Source organism: Mycobacterium colombiense (assembly GCF_003284935.1).
In the GTDB taxonomy this organism is placed as follows: domain Bacteria; phylum Actinomycetota; class Actinomycetes; order Mycobacteriales; family Mycobacteriaceae; genus Mycobacterium; species Mycobacterium arosiense_A.
Window position 1 is genome coordinate 19,440 of sequence record NZ_QMEV01000024.1, and the last position, 17,285, is coordinate 36,724.

Sequence of the window (17,285 nt, forward strand, 5' to 3'; positions counted from 1 at the left end):
AAGGGAGCCTCAATGGCTGAGCTCGGCAACCTGGCAGGCACGCAGGGCGCGGAATGGATCGCCCGACCGCCACACGAGGAACTGCAGCATAAAGTTCGTCCGCTGCTGCCCTCGGACGACCCGTTCTACCAGCCGCCCCTGGGCTTCCAGCACGCCGAACCCGGGACGGTGCTGCGCTCGCGCGACGTCGAGCTGGCCTTCCTGGGCCTGATCCCGCAGTCCATCAAGGCCGTCCAGCTGCTCTACCGGACCATGGACATGAACGGCGAGCCGGAGGCCACCGCCACGACGGTGATCGTCCCCGCCGAACGGGCGCCGGGGCGTCCGTGCCCGCTGCTGTCCTACCAATGCGCGATCGACGCCGTCTCGTCGCGCTGCTTCCCGTCCTACGCGCTGCGGCGCCGGGCAAAGGCGCTGGGGGCGATCGGCCAGCTGGAGCTCTTCCTGATCGCCGCCGCCGTCGCCGAGGGGTGGGCCGTCTCGGTGCCCGACCACGAAGGCCTGCGCGGCCTGTGGGGCGCGCCGTACGAACCCGGCTACCGCGTCCTGGACGGCGTCCGGGCCGCGCTGAGTTCGGAGCGCCTCGGACTGTCCGCCGAGGCGCCCATCGGGCTGTGGGGGTACTCCGGCGGCGGACTGGCCAGCGCCTGGGCCGCCGAAATGTGCGCCGAATACGCGCCCGAACTCGACATCGTCGGGGCGGTGCTGGGCTCGCCCGTCGGCGACCTGGGCAACACGTTCCGCCGGCTCAACGGCAGCGTCCTGTCGGGTCTGCCCGCGCTGGTGGTGGCCGCGCTCGCGCACATCTACCCCGATCTGGACCGGGTGATCCGCGAGCACACCAACGAGGAGGGGCGCGCCCTGCTCGACTCGCTGGAGAAGATGACGACGGTGGAAGCCGTCGTGCGGATGGCCGGCAAGGACATGGGCGACTACCTCGACGAGCCGCTCGAGCAGATCCTCTCCACTCCGGAGATCACGCAGGTCTTCGACCACATCAAGCTGGGTGCCGCCGTTCCGACGCCACCAGTGCTGATCGTGCAGGCCGTGCACGACTACCTGATCGACGTCCACGACATCGACGTGCTCGCCGACGCGTATTCGGCCGGCGGCGCGCGGGTCACCTACCACCGCGACGCCTTCAACGAGCACATGATGCTGCATCCGCTGTCGGCGCCCATGACGCTGCGCTGGCTGACGGACCGCTTCGAAGGCCGCCCGCTGACCGATCACCTGGTCCGGACCACATGGCCGACGATGTTCAACCCGATGACCTACGTCGGCATGGCCCGGCTGATGAAGATCGCGGCCAAGGTCGTCACCGGCCGCAAGATCGGCCGCCGTCCGCTATGACACGGGCGCCTCGGCGCCGCCCCCCCCGCACCGGCAGCACCTCCGTGGGCCCGGGCTGCGGGGGAAACGCACCCAGGTCGTCGCGGGCGTCCGCGGCCACCCGCACGGCATAGACCAGGGCCGCGATGCCGGCCGGCCACAGCAGGCTGACCGCGACCTGCAGCGGGCCGTCGGAGAAGAACACCGGCGGCGCCTGCGTGACGTAGGCGACCGACGGGCTTTTCGACAGCGGCACCGCATCGAAGTTCAGGGCCCCGTAGCTCAGCCGCACCAACCCGGCCCCCACCGCCGAGGCCAAGGCGGCGGCGGCCACCATGCCCGTCGACAGCGCGACGACCATCGCCGGCCCGCGGTGCTCGCGCCACTGCCACACCCAGACCGCGGCCACCACGGCAAGCACGGTCAGCAGCCCCAGCATCAGGGCCGGTGCGACGAAGAAGTGCTCAGACTCGTTGCCCAGATAGTCATGCACCCGTTCGCCTGAGCGGGTGAGCGCCACCACGGCGCGAATCGGCGGGGCGATCCACGCCCACAGCCCGCCGAGCGCCAGACCGGTCGCCGCCGACGCCAGGGCCACCACCAGGAGCGCGCGCGCCCGCGCCCGGCGCGACGCGCCGGTGGCTGCGCAGGGATCGGCGGCGTGCGCCGTGGTCTGCTCGCTCACCGCTGCGTCTCCAGATCGGCGGAATCGACCTCGCCGTGCCTCGAACAGCGCGCCCGCCACCCGTCGGGGCGAACCTGCACCACCATCCGGCGCCCGCACGCCGCGCAGAACCGGGGCGGCTCAAGACCCAACTGGGCCGCTGTCGGCACTGAGGTGCCCCCTAATTCCCCGGTGTAGACGTTGTAGACGCCGGCACCGACCGCTGCCCCCAGGGCGCCCAGATCGCGAACCACAACTCTCCAACCCTAGCCGCGGCAGCCCGGTCAGAGGCTGGCGTTGAGCCCCTTGAGGGGCATCTGCAGGTCGTCGAGCAGTTCCAGGTCAGATTCGGCGGGGCGACCCAGCGTGGTCAGGTAGTTGCCGACGATGACGGCGTTGATGCCGCCCAGGATGCCCTTCTTGGCGCCCAGGTCGCCCAGGGTGATCTCGCGGCCACCGGCGAACCGCAGCATGGTGCGCGGCAGCGCCAGCCGGAAGGCGGCCACCGACTTCAGCGCCTCGCTCGCCGGCATCACCTCCAGGTCGCCGAACGGGGTGCCCGGTCGCGGGTTCAGGAAGTTCAGCGGCACCTCGTCGGGGCCCAGTTCGGCCAGTTCGGCGGCGAACTCCGCGCGCTGCTCGAGGGTCTCACCCATGCCGAGGATGCCGCCGCAGCAGACCTCCATGCCGGCATCGCGGACCATCGACAGCGTCTCCCAGCGCTCCTCCCAGCTGTGAGTGGTCACGACGTTGGTGAAGAAGGAACGGGCGGTCTCGAGGTTGTGGTTGTAGCGATGCACGCCCATCTCGGCGAGCTGCTCGACCTGCTCGGCCGTCAGCATCCCCAACGAGCAGGCGATGTTGATCTCGACCTCGTTGCGGATCGCCTCGATGCCGGCCGCGACCTGCGCCAGCAGCCGCTCGTCGGGGCCGCGCACCGCGGCCACGATGCAGAATTCGGTGGCGCCCGACTTGGCCGTCTGCTTGGCGGCCTCGACCAGGCTGGGGATGTCGAGCCGGGCGCTGCGCACCGGCGACGCGAACAGCCCCGACTGCGAACAGAAGTGACAGTCCTCCGGGCAGCCGCCGGTCTTGAGGCTGATGATGCCCTCGACCTCGACCTCGGGGCCGCACCAGCGCATCCGCACCTCGTGGGCGAGCGCCAGCAGTTCGTCGAGCCGGTCGTCGGACAGCTGCAGCACCCGCAGCACCTGGTCCCGGTTCAACCCCTGGCCGTCCTGAAGCACCTGCTGCCGGGCCACCGCCAAGATGTCCTCGTCGTTGCCCATTTCGGCCGCCGGTCGCGTTGCCGCTTGAGTCACCAGGTACTCCCCTGCCTCTTTCTCGTGTCCGCGCGTGGGGACACATCTGCCACGTGGTGGTGGCAGCGTTGAATGAAAAGGTGTTCAAAGTAGGGTAACGGCCGAAGGACGGGACCAACCTATGGGTATACGACCACGGTGACTCCGCACGTCGAATACCTGGCGCACCACTACTTGCTGCTGGCGGCGCCGGCGTTTCTGCCTGCGGTGATCGTCGTCGGAGTGATCCTGTACATCGCGCTGCGGGACCGGCGTGCGGGCCGCAACACCACGGGCGCCGCGCCCGACGACTCCCGTGCCGACACGCCGGACAAAAAGTGTGATTGACGAGCCCGGGATCGGGGCATTAAGAAAACAATCACGACCCTACTTGACAGTAATAAGGGGTTGACGGAATCGGATCCTCCGGGGCAGCCCGGCGCGGTTGGGAGGCACGACGATGCGGTCGAACGAACTGACGATTGTTGCTGAGGCACCGGCCCGCGGTGCGGGACTGAACCAGGTGATCGGGCTGTCGATTGCCGCGCTGGTGATCACCCTGCTGTTGCTGTGGGTGGGGTATGCCCACCGCACCCATCGCATCGAGTGGCTGACCCGTGTCGCCGACCGGCTGGGCGACAAATTCCACCGGCCCGGCTGGGTCGCGCTGCCCGTCCTGGTGTTCACCACGTCGATCATCTGCGCGCTGTTCGGATTCATCTGGGACGTCAGCTGGCATATCGGCAACGGCCGCGATCCCGGCCCGTTGGCCAACCCGGCGCACTACTTCATCATCATCGGATTGTTCGGTATTTTCCTGGGCGGCATGACGGCGGTGGTGCTGCCGTTCGACAGGCCCGGCCCGGCCGCGGTGCGGATCACCCAGAACTGGTACGCCCCGGTGGGCGGCGTGCTGATGGCCGGCTGCGGGCTGTACGCGATGATCGGCTTCCCGCTCGACGACATCTGGCACCGCATCTTCGGCCAGGACGTAACCCTCTGGGGCCCAACGCATTTGATGATGATCGGCGGTGCCTGCTTTTCGCTGTTCGCGGTGCTGATGCTAGAGCGTGAAGGCGAGGCCGAAGAGGGCGAGGACGTCTACCACGGCGTCGTCATCACCTTCTTGCGCTACCTGTCCTTCGGCGGACTGTTCATCGGCTTGTCGGTCTATCAGATCGAGTTCGACTTCGGCGTCCCGCAGTTCCGCCTGGTGTTCCAGCCTATGCTGATCGCCGGCGCGGCGGCGCTCGCCGCGGTCGCCGCCCGCACCACCATGGGGCGGGGCGCGGCCGTCATCGCGGCCGTCTTCGCCATCGCGCTGCGCGGCGGGGTGGCCTTGCTGGTCGGGCCGGTACTCGGGGCGCCGACCAACTGGTTCCCGCTCTACCTCGGCCCGGCGCTGGCGGTCGAGCTGATCGCCCTGACCCCGCTTTTCAAGCGCCCCATCGTCTTTGGCGCCGCCGCCGGGCTGGGCGTGGGCACGGTCGGGCTGTGGCTGGAGTCGCTGTGGATCGCGGCGGTCTACCACTACCCGTGGCCGATCAGCATGTGGGGTGAGGCCCTGGCCATGGCCGTGCCGGTCGCGGTCCTGATGGGCATGTGCGGCGCCCTGTTCGGCATGGTGCTCACCGGACAGCGCCTGCCGGGCCGGGCGGTCGGGATCTCGGTGGTGGCGGCCACGGTGCTGGTGATCGGTGGTGCGGTGGCCAACGGCCTGCACATCGTGGTGCCGGGCCAGAACAACGCCACCATCACGTTGACCGACCTGCCCAGCGCGCCGGGGCAGCGCATGGTGTCGGCCGACGTCCAGCTCCTACCCGCCGACATGGTCAGCGACAATCCGGACTGGCTGACGATCCTGTCCTGGCAGGGCCGCATGAACAACGACCGGGGGCTGGTCATCGACCGGCTCGCCAAGGTCGGGCCGGGCCACTACCGCTCCACCCAGCCGGTTCCGGTGTGGGGGGACTGGAAGACCCTGCTGCGCGTGCAGGACGGCCGCACCATGACGGCCGTGCCGATCTGGGAACCGGCGGACGCCGCGATCCCGGCCCCCGAGGTTCCCGCGCTCACATCGAGCACGCGGCCATTCGTCCTGGAGGTCACCATCCTGCAGCGCGAACGCGACCAGAGCGCGCCGGCCTGGTTGTTCACCGCCGGTGGAATCGTGGTGCTGTTCCTGACGCTGATGGTGATCGCCGGATTGACGTGGGGCGCGGGCCGGCTGAACAACTCCGTCGCCGAGCCCGAACCCGTCGAGGACAAGCAACAGATCCCCCGGGCGGCGTGAACCCATGACACTTCGCGCCACCCTCATCGCGGCGTCGGCGGCCGCGCTGGCGTGCGGCCTGGTCGGTTGCGGTGGTTCGGTGGACAAGTCACCGGCCGCCCCGCTGACGGTCGACGTGACCATCGCCAACGGTCAGGTCACTCCCACCAACGCCACGCTGCAGGCCAAGGTGCATCAGCAGATCACCCTGCACGTGACCAGCGACGCCACCGACGAGCTGCACGTGCATTCGACGCCCGATCACAAGTTCGCGGTCCAGGCCGCGCCCAACCAGACGTTCCAGTTCGCCGTCGACGTTCCCGGAAACGTCGCGGTGGAGCTGCACCATCTGGATCGCACCGTCGCGACCATCCAAGTCCAGCCGTGAGCTTCGCCGCCGCGGCGGTGGTGCTCGCGCACGGACTCGGCGGTTCGGGTGACCTGCCGGTGCCGTATGCCTACGCGATGGTCGGAGCGGCCTGGGCCCTGACGTTCACCTTCGCCCTCGTGGCGTTCGCCTGGCGCCGGCCGCGGTTCGATCCGCAGAAGCCGGGTCGGCCCCTACCGGCGGCGCTGACGACCTTCGTCGACTCCCGGGTGACGCGATGGTTCGCCGCCGGGCTGGCCCTGGTGTTCGCGGCCTGGGTGGTGGCCGCCGGGGTGTGGGGTCCCGAATCGGAGTCCAACGGCCTGCTGGGCGCGTTCTACGTGCTGCTGTGGGTCGGGCTGGTGGCGTTGTCGTTGCTCGTCGGTCCGGTGTGGCGGGTCATCTCGCCGATGCGCACCGTCTATCTGCTGCTGCGGCGCGTCACCCCGGAACGGCTCGGCCGGCCGCGGCCGACCTACCCCGAAACCTGGGGCTACCGGCCCGCCGCAGTCGGCCTGTTCGCCTTCGTCTGGATGGAGCTGGCCTCCCCGAACTCCGCGTCGCTGCCCTGGGTCACGACGTGGATCGCCTGCTACGCCGCGCTGATGCTGGCCGGCGCGTGGCTGTGCGGACAGCGCTGGCTGGCCCGCGCCGACCCGTTCGGCGTGTACAGCGTGGCCGTCTCCCGGCTCTCGCCCTTTCGCCGCAACCCCGACACGCATCGGATCGTCGTCGGCAACCCGCTCGACCATCTGCCGTCGCTGCCGGTGCGGCCCGGTGTCGTGGTCGTGCTGGCGGTGCTGCTGGGGTCGACGGCGTTCGACAGCTTCTCGTCGTCGCCGACGTGGCGCGGTTTCTCCGACCAGCTGACCCGCGAGTTCGGCGCGCCCCCGACGCTGGCGTCGTCGATGCTACGCACGCTCGGGCTGATCGTCTTCATTTGCGTTGTGGCGGTGACCTTTTCGCTCGCCGCACGCGCCACCGGCGGCGTCAGCAAAGAGCAGCGTCGCGAATTGCCCGGCCAGATGGCGCATTCGCTGATCCCGATCGTGGTGGGCTACATCTTCGCGCACTACCTGTCCTACCTGGTCGAGCGCGGCCAGCAGGCGGTGTTCGCCCTGGCCGATCCGTTCGGCCACGGCTGGAACCTGCTCGGCCTGGCGCACCTGCACGTGGCGTACGTGTTGTCCATGCACCCGCCGGTGCTCGCCGCCGTCAAGGTGACCTGCGTGGTCACCGGCCATATCGTCGCGGTGATCGCGGCCCACGACAAGGCCCTGCGGCTGCTGCCCGCCGGCCATCAGCTCACCGGGCAGCTGACCATGATGCTGGTGATGGTCGGCTACACCTTCACCGGTTTGTATTTGCTCTTCGGGGGCTAACCGCCAATCGGGTGCTCGACCTTCTTGTTGCCGTCCCAGCGGCGCAAACCCGCGAAGCTGCCTCGGATCTGGGCGGGCCGGCCCGCGATGCGCAGCGCCCGCCCGAGCTGGGCGCCGCCGACGCGGCGCGCCAGCGTGACGTGTGCGGTCCACTCGCCGGGCAGGCTGTTGGGCATCGGCCCCGGCGTCAAATGCGGCCCGCAGCACCGGTGCACCTCGGCATGCAGGTCCAACAGCTCGACGGTCGGCACCACCAGCCGCGCGAAAACCGCGGTGGCGCGGCCGAATAGCACCGGCGCCCCGATGACGCAGGGCAGCGGCAGGCGATCGCGCACCGCGCGCAGCGGCCCGTCGACGTCGGGCGCGATGCCGTCGGCGACGGCCAGCGTCACGTGCGGCCGGCTGGCCGGCGCCTGGCTGGGAATCCCCGCGGCGGCCAACGCTGCCCAGATGGTGCGGATCGCCGCCTCGGTGTCGCGGTCGAAGACCAGCTCGATGGATCCGACCATCAGCCCACCAGCGTGGTGACCCAGTCGCGCTCGAATGCCCGGGCGCACAGCGTCGCAAAGTCGGCGGCCTCCAGCGACGCGGCCCCTTCCGGCAGCGCGGCGCGCACCGGGGCCAGCCGGGCCAGCGCGGACCGGTTCGTCGTCTCCACCACGCCGGGCCGGCGGGGCCAGCTGCCGATGACCAGCCCGGCACACGAAAGATTCTGCGCGGCAAGCGATTCCAGGGTCAGCGCGGTGTGGTTGAGGGTGCCCAACGACGGGCTGACCACCACCAGCACCGCGGCACCCAGCGCGACGGCGAGATCACGTGCGGTGACACCGTTTTCGCCGAGCTCGACCAGCAGTCCCCCGGCACCCTCGACCAACGTCAGCCGCCCCGGCCGGTCCAGCTCCTCGATGACCGCCAGCAGCTCGTCGCGGGTGGGCAGCGCCATTCCGGCCGCCTCGGCGGCGGCCACCGGCGCCATCGGCTGCGGGTAGCGACCGACGCCGGCCAGCGCGGTCACCCCGGACAGCCGGGCCACCTCGGCGAGGTCGTCGTCGCCGTCGTCGATGCCGGTCTGGACCGGTTTGCACACCGCCACGTCGATCCCGGCCTGACGGGCGTGACAGGCCAGCGCCGCGGTGACGACCGTCTTGCCGACCCCGGTGTCGGTGCCGGTGACGACCAGAACCGTCACCGGCGTGCCTCAACGCAGCTCAGCGAGCACATCGGACAGCACCCGGCGCGCGACCTCCAGCTCGGCCTCGTCCAGCGACGCGCGCGCGGTCAGCCGCAGCCGCGACGTCCCGGCGGGCACGGTCGGGGGCCGGAAGCATCCCACCCGCACCCCCGCGTCCAGGCAGGCGGTCGCGGCGGCCACCGCCACGTCCGGGTCGCCGAGGATCACCGAGACCACCGCCGATTGCGGCACCTCGGCCACCCCACACGCCTCGGCGAGCAGGGCCGCGTGGCGCAACACCGCGTCGGCGCGCCGGGGTTCGGACCGCAGCACGCCGAGCGCGGCCCGTGCGGCGCCCACCGCCGCCGGGGCAAGGCCGGTGTCGAAGATGAACGTGCGCGCGGCGTCGATGAGATGCGCCCGTACCGACGCCGGCCCCAGCACCGCGCCGCCCTGGCTGCCCAGCGCCTTGGACAGCGTGGTGGTCATGACGATGTCGGGGGCCCCGGCCAGCCCGGCTTCGTGCAGCAGCCCGCGCCCGCCGCCGCGCACGCCCAGGCCGTGCGCCTCGTCGACGATGAGCAGGGCGCGGTGCGCGCGGCACACCTCGTGCAATTCGCGCAGCGGCGCCAGCGCACCGTCGGTGGAAAACACCGACTCGGTGATGACGACCGCGCGCTCCTCGGCGCGCGCCTGCAGCGCGGCCGCCACGGCACCCACGTCGCGGTGCGGCGTCACCGCCACCCGCGCCCGCGACAGCCGGCACGCGTCCACCAGCGACGCGTGGGACAGCTCATCGGAGACCAGCAGCGAACCCCGGCCCGACAGGCCGACGACGGCGCCCAGGTTGGCCGCGTACCCGGAGGAGAACAGCAGCCCCGACTCCGCGCCGACGTAGTCGGCCAGCTCGGTCTCGAACTGCTGGTGCAGTTCGGTGTCGCCGGTGACCAGCCGGGATCCGGTGGCCCCGGCGCCCCACAGGCGCAGCGCGGCGACGCCGCCGTCGATCACGTCGGGGTGCTGGGACAGCCCGAGGTAGTCGTTGGAGGCCAGGTCCAGCTCGGCGGCGACGGCCGGACGCGGTCGCAACGAGCGGCGCAGCCCGGCCTCGCGGCGCTGCCGTTCCACCGCCTCCAGCCAGGCCAGCGGGGACAGCTCGATCGGTGCCTTCATCGGCGTTCAGCCTAGTGGCGAGCGCCCGCGCGGCGAAGCGGGGCGCCGCGGGTCGTCACCGTCAGCCGACGAGGCGCGCCACCTCGACCATCGCCGAGGTGATCTGGGCGATCTCACCGGGCGTGCAGATGTAGGGCGGCATGGCGTAGACCAGGTTGCGAAACGGGCGCAGCCAGACGCCGTGGTCCAGGGCGGCCGGCGTGGCCACGGCCAGGTCGACCGGCCGCTCGCATTCGATGACGCCGATGGCGCCGCGCACCCGCACGTCGCGCACGCCGGGCAGCGCCCGGGCCGGTTCGAGCCCGGCCGCCAGGCCGGCGCCGATCTCGGCGACCCGCGAGCGCCAGTCCTGCCCGAGCAGCACCTCGACGCTGGCCACCGACACCGCGCAGGCCAGCGCGTTGGCCATGAACGTGGGGCCGTGCATCAGCGCCCCGGCCTCTCCCGCGCTGATGGTGTGGGCGATGTCGGTCGTGCACAAGGTGGCGGCCAGGGTGAGGTATCCCCCGGTCAGCGCCTTGCCGACGCACATGATGTCGGGGCTCACCCCGGCGTGGTCGGCCGCGAAGAGCTCGCCGGTGCGCCCGAAGCCGGTGGCGATCTCGTCGAAAATCAGCAGCACCTCGTGCCGTTGACAGATGTCGCGCAGGTCGCGCAGGTATTGCGGGTCGTGGAAGCGCATGCCGCCCGCGCCCTGGACGACGGGCTCGACGACGACGGCGGCCAGCTCCGCGGCGTGCCGGACCAGTTGCTCCTCGAACGCGGCGCTGTAGGCGGGGTCGTACTCGCGGGGCACCTGCGGGGCGAACACCTGCCGGGCCAGGATGTCGGTCCACAGCGAGTGCATGCCGCCGTCGGGGTCGCAGACGGACATCGGGGTGAAGGTGTCGCCGTGGTAGCCGCCGCGCCAGGTCATCAGCCGGTGCTTGCCGGGCCGGTCGCGGCTGCGCCAGTACTGCAGCGCCATCTTCACCGCCACCTCCACCGACACCGATCCGGAGTCGCTGAAGAAGACCGTCTGCAGCCCCGCCGGGGTGATGTCCACCAGCAGCTGGGCCAGCCGCGCCGCGGGTTCGTGGGTCAGCCCGCCGAACATGACGTGGTTCATCGCGCCGAGCTGGCCCGTGACGGCGGCGTCCAGCACCGGGTGGCCGTGCCCGTGGATGGCGGTCCACCAGGAGCTCATGGCGTCGAGCGCCTCGATCGGTGCGCCGTCGCGGATCAGGGTGAGCCAGGCGCCGCGCGCGCCGACCGCGACCACGGGGGCGACGGCTTCGGCGCCGATGGTGCTGTAGGGGTGCCACAGGTGCGCGGCGTCGATCGCGCTGATCTGCTCGGGCGTGAGCCCGGCCTTCGCCGCGGGCATAGTGATCGAGGGTAAAGCAGCCGATTCGCGCAAAACTCCGACGTCGGGAACCATGGGACATCATGGCCACGTCGCAGCAGTCCGACAGCGCAGCGCCGGGACCCGAGGCCGGCCCCGCGCTCGGGCCCGGATGGTCCAGGGACACCCACTACCCGCTGGTGGATTACGACGACGAGGCTCCCCGGGTGATCCGGGTGCGGCTGGCGCCATGGGACGTCGTGTGCACCGTCGTGCTGCTGATCCTGCTCGCGGTGCTGGCCACGGCGACCACCTGGCCGACGCGGCTTTTCGGCTTTCTGGCGAACGTCTGCGAGGACGAGACCTGCGGACCGGTTCCGTACGGGTTGGACCTGTACATCCACCCGGTGGTGTGGGGCGGGATCGGTGCGGCCATCACGGCCGCCGTCGTCGGACCGGTCGTCTCGATCCTGAAGGGCTGGTACATGTCCTTCTGGCCGGTGCTGGCCCTGGCGCTCGTCATGGTGAGCTCGGTGGCCGGAACGCTGCTGACGATGTTCAGCGAACGCTACTGGCTCTGATCGCCGCGCCGGCGCCCTCCGCCGCGACCGGCGATCCCATCGCCGAGTGAGACCGAAATCACAACTGCGCATACGGAATTCGGGACGCCTGTCACCGTCCGGTCACGGTACGACAAAAAATCCCGCCTGGACCTGGCGGCTAACACCATCTGTTGTCAAAGTGGCTTGTGTGACTGATGTGAATACAGCGGGCGACCGCTGATTCACGTCGCAAGCGCCATGGACGGCGCCGGCCCCAGCGTGGGGGCCGTCGCTCGGTTCATGGACCGGGGGCGGACGCGCGAGGTCACCGCGTCGAGGCCCATTGAGCGCCTGGAGAGGCCAGAAAAATGAAACGCATCTACGCCTTCGCGATCGGTTTGGCCCTGCTCGGGGCGCCGATGGTGGTTCCCACCATCGCGGCCGCCGACCCGGGCGCCAGGTCGATGGACTACCAGCAGGCCACCGACGTGGTGATCGCCCGCGGTCTCTCGCAGCGCGGTGTGCCGTTCTCCTGGGCCGGTGGCGGCATCAACGGCCCCACCCGCGGCACCGGCACCGGCATCAACACCGTCGGTTTCGACGCCTCCGGGCTGATGCAGTACGCCTACGCCGGCGCCGGCATCAAGCTGCCGCGGTCGTCGGGCGCGATCTACCGGGTCGGCCAGAAGATCCTGCCGCAGCAGGCCCGCAAGGGTGACCTGATCTTCTACGGCCCCGAGGGCACCCAGAGCGTCGCGATGTACCTGGGCAACAACCAGATGCTCGAGGTCGGCGACGTCGTGCAGGTCTCCCCGGTGCGCACCAACGGCATGACGCCCTACATGGTCCGGGTGCTCGGCGCGACGCCGGCGCAGCAGGCCCCGTTGCAGCAGGCCCCGCAGCAGCTGCCCACCCAGCAGGCGCCGCTGCAGCAGGCACCGGCACAGCAGCTGCCGGCTCAGCAGTCGCCGTACCAGCAGAGCCCGCAACAGCTGCCCACCCAGCAGGCCCCGCTGCAGCAGGCCCCGGCCCAGCAGTCGCCGTACCAGCAGGCCCCGCAGCAGCTGCCCACGCAGCAGGCACCGCTGCAGCAGTCGCCGTACCAGCAGGCGCCCGTGCAGCTGCCGGCCCAGCAGTCGCCGTTGCAGCCGACCGGCGCCGGCATCGGCAGGTAAATTCCGGGCCGTTTCTTGGCGATCCGGCACCCGCCACCGGCACCCCGGCCGCCCGGGCGGAGGCTCAGCGACCCGCTGAGCAGCCTCCCCACCGCGAGCTGTCGGGAGCCGGTGGCGGGTTTTCGGTAAATTGACTGGCGATCATGCCGACCCCGCCACCGTCTCCCGCACCGGACGCCACCGCCGATTCGTCCGCCGCGGGAACGCGCAGCACGGGGTCCCAGGGGTTCTACCGCTACGACCTGGACGGCCTGCGCGGTGTCGCCATTGCGCTGGTCGCCGCCTTCCATATCTGGTTCGGCCGGGTCTCCGGCGGCGTGGACGTGTTCCTGGCGCTGTCGGGATTCTTCTTCGGCGGCAAGATCATTCGCGCCGCATTGAACCCGGCCGTCACGCTGTCGCCGGTGGCCGAGGTGATCCGGCTCATCCGGCGGCTGGTTCCGGCCCTGGTCGTGGTGCTGGCCGGTTGCGCGGTGCTGACCATCCTGGTGCAGCCCGAGACCCGGTGGGAGACCTTCGCCGACCAGAGCCTGGCCAGCCTCGGCTACTACCAGAACTGGGAGCTGGCCAACACCGCCTCGGACTACCTGCGGGCGGGCGAGGCCGTCAGCCCGTTGCAGCACATCTGGTCGATGTCGGTGCAGGGCCAGTTCTACGTCAGCTTCCTGCTGTTGATCGCCGGCTTGGCCCTGCTGTTCCGGCGCCCGCCCCGGCTGCGGCCCGCGTTGGTGGGGGTCCTGACCGCGTTGACGGTGGCCTCGTTTGTGTACGCGATCATCGCCCATCAGCAGGACCAGGCGGCCGCCTACTACAACAGCTTCGCGCGGGGGTGGGAGTTGTTGCTGGGAGCGCTGGTCGGTGCGCTGGTGGGCCGCATCCGCTGGCCCATGTGGTTGCGGACGATGCTGGCCACGGTCGCGCTAGTGGCGGTGCTGTCCTGCGGGGCGCTGATCGACGGCGTGCACGAGTTCCCCGGCCCGTGGGCGCTGGTGCCGGTCGGCGCCGCCATGCTGATGATCCTGGTCGGAGCCAACCTGCAGGGCGGCGGCGCGGGTGGGAGGCTGCCGCTGCCCAATCGGCTGCTGGCGACGCGGCCGCTGGTCGAGCTGGGCGCCATGGCGTACGCGCTCTACCTGTGGCACTGGCCGCTGCTCATCTTCTGGCTGTCCTACAGCGGGCACAAGCACGCCGGCGTCGTCGAAGGCGCGGTGCTGCTGTTGGTGTCCGGGGTGCTGGCGTATCTGACGAACCGGCTCGTCGAGGACCCGCTGCGCTACCGCGCATCCTCGAAACCGGCCGCCGCGCCGGCACCGACCATTCCGTGGGCCACGCGGCTGGCCCGGCCGACGATGGCCCTGGGATCGGCCATCGTGCTGCTGGGCGTGACCCTGACGGCGACCTCATTCACCTGGCGTCAGCACGTCACCGTCCTGCGGTCGGCCGGCAAGGAGCTCAGCGTCCTCAACCCGCAGGACTACCCCGGCGCTCGCGCCCTCACCGAACACGTGCGGGTGCCCGCGCTGCCCATGCGTCCCACCGTCTTGGAGGTCAAACAGGACCTGCCCGCCTCCACCCGGGACGGCTGCATCAGCGACTTCGTCAACCCCGCGGTGGTCACCTGCACCTACGGCGACATCGCCGCCGACCGGACCATCGCGCTGGCGGGCGGATCGCACGCCGAACACTGGCTGCCCGCGCTGGACATCCTGGGCAAGCTGCACCACTTCAAGGTCGTGACGTACCTCAAGATGGGCTGCCCGCTGTCGACCGAGCAGGTCCCGCTGATCATGGGCAACAACGCCCCGTACCCGCAATGCCGGGAGTGGGTGCAGCGGACGATGACCAAACTCGTCACCGACCGGCCCGACTACGTGTTCACCACCACCACGCGGCCGTGGAACATCAAGTCCGGCGACGTGATGCCCGCCACCTATATCGGCATCTGGCAGACGTTGTCCGACAACAACATTCCGGTTCTCGGGATGCGGGACACGCCGTGGCTGGTGAAGAACGGCCAGCCGTTCGACCCGGCGGACTGCCTCGCCAAACGCAACGGCACGCCGCAGTCCTGCGCGATCAAGCGTTCCGACATGCTCTCCGACCGCAACCAGACGCTCGACTTCGTCGCGCAGTTCCCGCAGCTCAAGGTGCTCGACATGTCCGACGCGATCTGCCGCGCCGACGTGTGCCGCCCGGTCGAGGGGAACATCCTGATCTATCACGGCGCCCACCACCTCTCGCCCACCTACGTGCGGACCATGGCACCCGAATTGGGCCGCCAGATCGCCGAGGCGACCGGCTGGTGGTGACCCGGCTTACTCCTGGCCGCTACCGCGCGTGAGGCCAACCCCGCGCGGATAAGGTCGTTAGGTGTCAACCAACAGTCCCGCTTCAGAACCAGGCGGTAACCACCAACCCAAGCTGGCCACCGTGTGGCCGGGAAACCCGTATCCGCTCGGCGCCTCCTACGACGGCGCGGGAACCAACTTCTCGTTGTTCTCCGAAATCGCCGAGAAGGTCGAGCTGTGCCTGATCGACCATCACGGCAGCGAGTCGCGGATTCCCCTGGACGAGGTGGACGGATTCGTCTGGCACGCGTACCTGCCGAACATCACTCCGGGCCAGCGCTACGGCTTTCGGGTCTACGGCCCCTTCGACCCGGCCGCCGGCCACCGGTGTGACCCCAGCAAGCTGCTGCTCGACCCGTACGGCAAGGCTTTTCACGGCGACTTCACCTTCGGTCAGGCGCTGTTCTCCTACGACATGAAGGCCTTCAACGAGAGGGACCCGGACGGACCCAACGCCGACGGGCTCGACCCGGGCGTTCCGCCGATGGTCGATTCGCTGGGCCACACCATGACCAGCGTGGTGAGCAATCCGTTCTTCGACTGGGGATCCGACCGCGCTCCGCTGACCCCGTACCACGAGACCGTCATCTACGAGGCCCACGTCAAGGGGATGACGCAGACCCATCCCAGCGTCCCCGAGGAGCTTCGGGGCACCTATGCCGGGCTGGCCCACCCGGCGATCATCGACCACCTCCGCTCGCTGCGGGTCACGGCCATCGAGCTGATGCCGGTGCACCAGTTCATGCACGACTCGCGGCTGCTGGACCTGGGTCTGCGAAACTACTGGGGCTACAACACGTTCGGCTATTTCGCGCCGCACAACCAGTACGCCGCCAACCGTACGTCCAGCGTCGCCGAGTTCAAGTCCATGGTGCGCAGCTTCCACGAAGCCGGCATCGAGGTGATCCTCGACGTGGTGTACAACCACACCGCCGAAGGCAATCACCTGGGGCCGACCATCAATTTCCGCGGCATCGACAACGCCGCCTACTACCGGCTCGACGACACCGACCTGCGGCGGTACAAGGACTACACCGGCACCGGCAACAGCCTCAACCCCCGCCACCCGCACGTGCTGCAGCTGATCATGGACTCGCTGCGCTACTGGGTGACCGAGATGCACGTCGACGGGTTCCGCTTCGATCTGGCCGCCACGCTGGCCCGCGAACTGCACGACGTCGACCGGTTGAGCGCGTTCTTCGATCTGGTGCAGCAGGATCCGATCGTCAGCCAGGTCAAATTGATCGCCGAACCGTGGGATGTCGGCGAGGGCGGCTACCAAGTCGGAAATTTCCCGGGTTTGTGGACCGAATGGAACGGGAAGTATCGCGATACTGTGCGCGATTACTGGCGGGGCGAACCCGCAACCCTTGGCGAGTTCGCTTCCCGGCTGACCGGGTCGTCGGACCTGTACGAGGCGACCGGCCGCCGTCCCAGCGCGAGCATCAACTTCGTCACCGCGCACGACGGGTTCACCCTGAACGACCTGGTGTCCTACAACGAGAAACACAACATGGCCAACGGGGAGGACAACCGGGACGGCGAGAGCCACAACCGGTCGTGGAACTGCGGCGTCGAGGGCCCCACCGACGACCCGGACATCACCGAGCTGCGCTACCGGCAGATGCGCAACTTCTGGGCGACGCTGATGCTCAGCCAGGGCACGCCGATGATCGCCCACGGCGACGAGTTCGGCCGCACCCAGAACGGCAACAACAACGTGTACTGCCAGGACTCCGAATTGTCTTGGATGGACTGGTCTTTGGTCGACAAGAACGCCGACCTGCTGGCGTTCGCCCGCAAAGTGACCACGCTGCGCAAGCGGCATCCGGTGTTTCGCCGGCGCCGGTTCTTCGAGGGCGAGCCGATCCGAACCGGCGACGAGGTGCGCGACATCGCCTGGCTGAATCCGAGCAGCCGCGAGATGACGCATGAGGACTGGGGCGAAAGCATTCACAAGTGCGTGGCGGTGTTCCTCAACGGTGAGGCCATCAGCGCACCCAACGCGCGCGGGGAACGGGTCGTCGACGACTCATTCCTGTTGTGTTTCAACGCCGGTGACGAGCCGGTGGAGTTCGCGACGCCGAACAGTGACTACGCGAAAGAGTGGACCGTGGAACTGGACACCAACGAACCGACGGGCCGCAAAGAAGGGGCCGACCAGGTGGTGACCGCCGAGGAGAAGGTGTCGCTACCCTCGCGCTCGCTGCTGGTATTGCGTAAGACGCAGTGAC

At 69.9% G+C, this 17,285-nt stretch carries 16 protein-coding genes; 9 read left to right on the forward strand and 7 right to left on the reverse strand.

Annotated elements, in window-relative coordinates; translation table 11 throughout:
• Positions 1 to 12 precede the first annotated feature (12 nt).
• Positions 13 to 1,353, forward strand: a complete 1,341-nt coding sequence (locus DQP57_RS13180; RefSeq protein WP_112633400.1) for a lipase family protein — start codon at positions 13 to 15, stop codon at positions 1,351 to 1,353.
• Here DQP57_RS13180 and DQP57_RS13185 read toward each other — a convergent pair.
• The 3 genes from DQP57_RS13185 to bioB all read right to left on the reverse strand — a co-directional run bounded on the left by DQP57_RS13185 (position 1,319) and on the right by bioB (position 3,318).
• Positions 1,319 to 1,936, reverse strand: a complete 618-nt coding sequence (locus DQP57_RS13185) for a DUF2567 domain-containing protein (RefSeq protein ID WP_240631754.1) — start codon at positions 1,934 to 1,936, stop codon at positions 1,319 to 1,321. The genes DQP57_RS13180 and DQP57_RS13185 overlap by 35 nt on opposite strands.
• Before the next feature lie 77 nt (positions 1,937 to 2,013).
• Positions 2,014 to 2,250: a hypothetical protein gene (locus DQP57_RS13190; RefSeq protein WP_112633360.1), complete on the reverse strand. Its 237-nt coding sequence runs from the start codon at positions 2,248 to 2,250 to the stop codon at positions 2,014 to 2,016.
• Between the two features lie 30 nt (positions 2,251 to 2,280).
• A complete protein-coding gene (bioB, locus tag DQP57_RS13195) occupies positions 2,281 to 3,318 on the reverse strand; it encodes a biotin synthase BioB (protein WP_112633361.1) in 1,038 nt (345 codons plus the stop codon).
• Positions 3,319 to 3,456: 138 nt separating this feature from the next.
• On the opposite strand from bioB, the gene DQP57_RS13200 reads away from it, so the two are divergent.
• The 4 genes from DQP57_RS13200 to DQP57_RS13215 all read left to right on the forward strand — a co-directional run bounded on the left by DQP57_RS13200 (position 3,457) and on the right by DQP57_RS13215 (position 7,318).
• A complete protein-coding gene (locus DQP57_RS13200; RefSeq protein WP_112633362.1) occupies positions 3,457 to 3,645 on the forward strand; it encodes a hypothetical protein in 189 nt (62 codons plus the stop codon).
• Positions 3,646 to 3,757: 112 nt separating this feature from the next.
• Entirely contained in the window at positions 3,758 to 5,590 is a 1,833-nt protein-coding gene (locus DQP57_RS13205) for a hypothetical protein (RefSeq protein ID WP_112633401.1), read from the forward strand.
• A 4-nt stretch (positions 5,591 to 5,594) separates the two neighbouring features.
• On the forward strand, positions 5,595 to 5,957 hold the full coding sequence (locus tag DQP57_RS13210; RefSeq protein ID WP_112633363.1) for a hypothetical protein: 363 nt from the start codon (positions 5,595 to 5,597) through the stop codon (positions 5,955 to 5,957).
• Positions 5,954 to 7,318 carry a hypothetical protein gene (locus DQP57_RS13215; protein WP_112633364.1) on the forward strand — a complete coding sequence of 455 codons (1,365 nt, stop codon included), beginning with the start codon at positions 5,954 to 5,956 and terminating at the stop codon, positions 7,316 to 7,318. Before DQP57_RS13210 ends, DQP57_RS13215 begins: the two co-directional genes overlap by 4 nt.
• Here the strand turns inward: DQP57_RS13215 and DQP57_RS13220 are convergent.
• The 4 genes from DQP57_RS13220 to DQP57_RS13235 all read right to left on the reverse strand — a co-directional run bounded on the left by DQP57_RS13220 (position 7,315) and on the right by DQP57_RS13235 (position 11,028).
• Positions 7,315 to 7,827 carry a 2'-5' RNA ligase family protein gene (locus tag DQP57_RS13220; RefSeq protein WP_112633365.1) on the reverse strand — a complete coding sequence of 171 codons (513 nt, stop codon included), beginning with the start codon at positions 7,825 to 7,827 and terminating at the stop codon, positions 7,315 to 7,317. The genes DQP57_RS13215 and DQP57_RS13220 overlap by 4 nt on opposite strands.
• A complete protein-coding gene (bioD, locus tag DQP57_RS13225; RefSeq protein ID WP_112633366.1) occupies positions 7,827 to 8,507 on the reverse strand; it encodes a dethiobiotin synthase in 681 nt (226 codons plus the stop codon). Before bioD ends, DQP57_RS13220 begins: the two co-directional genes overlap by 1 nt.
• 9 nt (positions 8,508 to 8,516) lie before the next feature.
• Positions 8,517 to 9,662 carry an 8-amino-7-oxononanoate synthase gene (locus tag DQP57_RS13230; RefSeq protein WP_112633367.1) on the reverse strand — a complete coding sequence of 382 codons (1,146 nt, stop codon included), beginning with the start codon at positions 9,660 to 9,662 and terminating at the stop codon, positions 8,517 to 8,519.
• Between the two features lie 61 nt (positions 9,663 to 9,723).
• A complete protein-coding gene (locus DQP57_RS13235) occupies positions 9,724 to 11,028 on the reverse strand; it encodes an adenosylmethionine--8-amino-7-oxononanoate transaminase (protein WP_112633368.1) in 1,305 nt (434 codons plus the stop codon).
• A 62-nt stretch (positions 11,029 to 11,090) separates the two neighbouring features.
• Between DQP57_RS13235 and DQP57_RS13240 the strand changes: the two genes are divergently transcribed.
• From DQP57_RS13240 to glgX, 4 genes are all read left to right on the forward strand, one after another.
• Positions 11,091 to 11,567, forward strand: coding sequence for a hypothetical protein (locus DQP57_RS13240; protein ID WP_112633369.1), 477 nt, complete (start codon positions 11,091 to 11,093; stop codon positions 11,565 to 11,567).
• A gap of 329 nt (positions 11,568 to 11,896) precedes the next feature.
• Positions 11,897 to 12,703, forward strand: coding sequence for an NlpC/P60 family peptidoglycan-binding protein RipD (gene ripD / locus DQP57_RS13245; RefSeq protein WP_112633370.1), 807 nt, complete (start codon positions 11,897 to 11,899; stop codon positions 12,701 to 12,703).
• Positions 12,704 to 12,846: 143 nt separating this feature from the next.
• Positions 12,847 to 15,012, forward strand: coding sequence for an acyltransferase family protein (locus DQP57_RS13250; RefSeq protein ID WP_112633371.1), 2,166 nt, complete (start codon positions 12,847 to 12,849; stop codon positions 15,010 to 15,012).
• A 61-nt stretch (positions 15,013 to 15,073) separates the two neighbouring features.
• Positions 15,074 to 17,284 carry a glycogen debranching protein GlgX gene (gene glgX, locus DQP57_RS13255; RefSeq protein WP_112633372.1) on the forward strand — a complete coding sequence of 737 codons (2,211 nt, stop codon included), beginning with the start codon at positions 15,074 to 15,076 and terminating at the stop codon, positions 17,282 to 17,284.
• Position 17,285 lies beyond the last annotated feature (1 nt).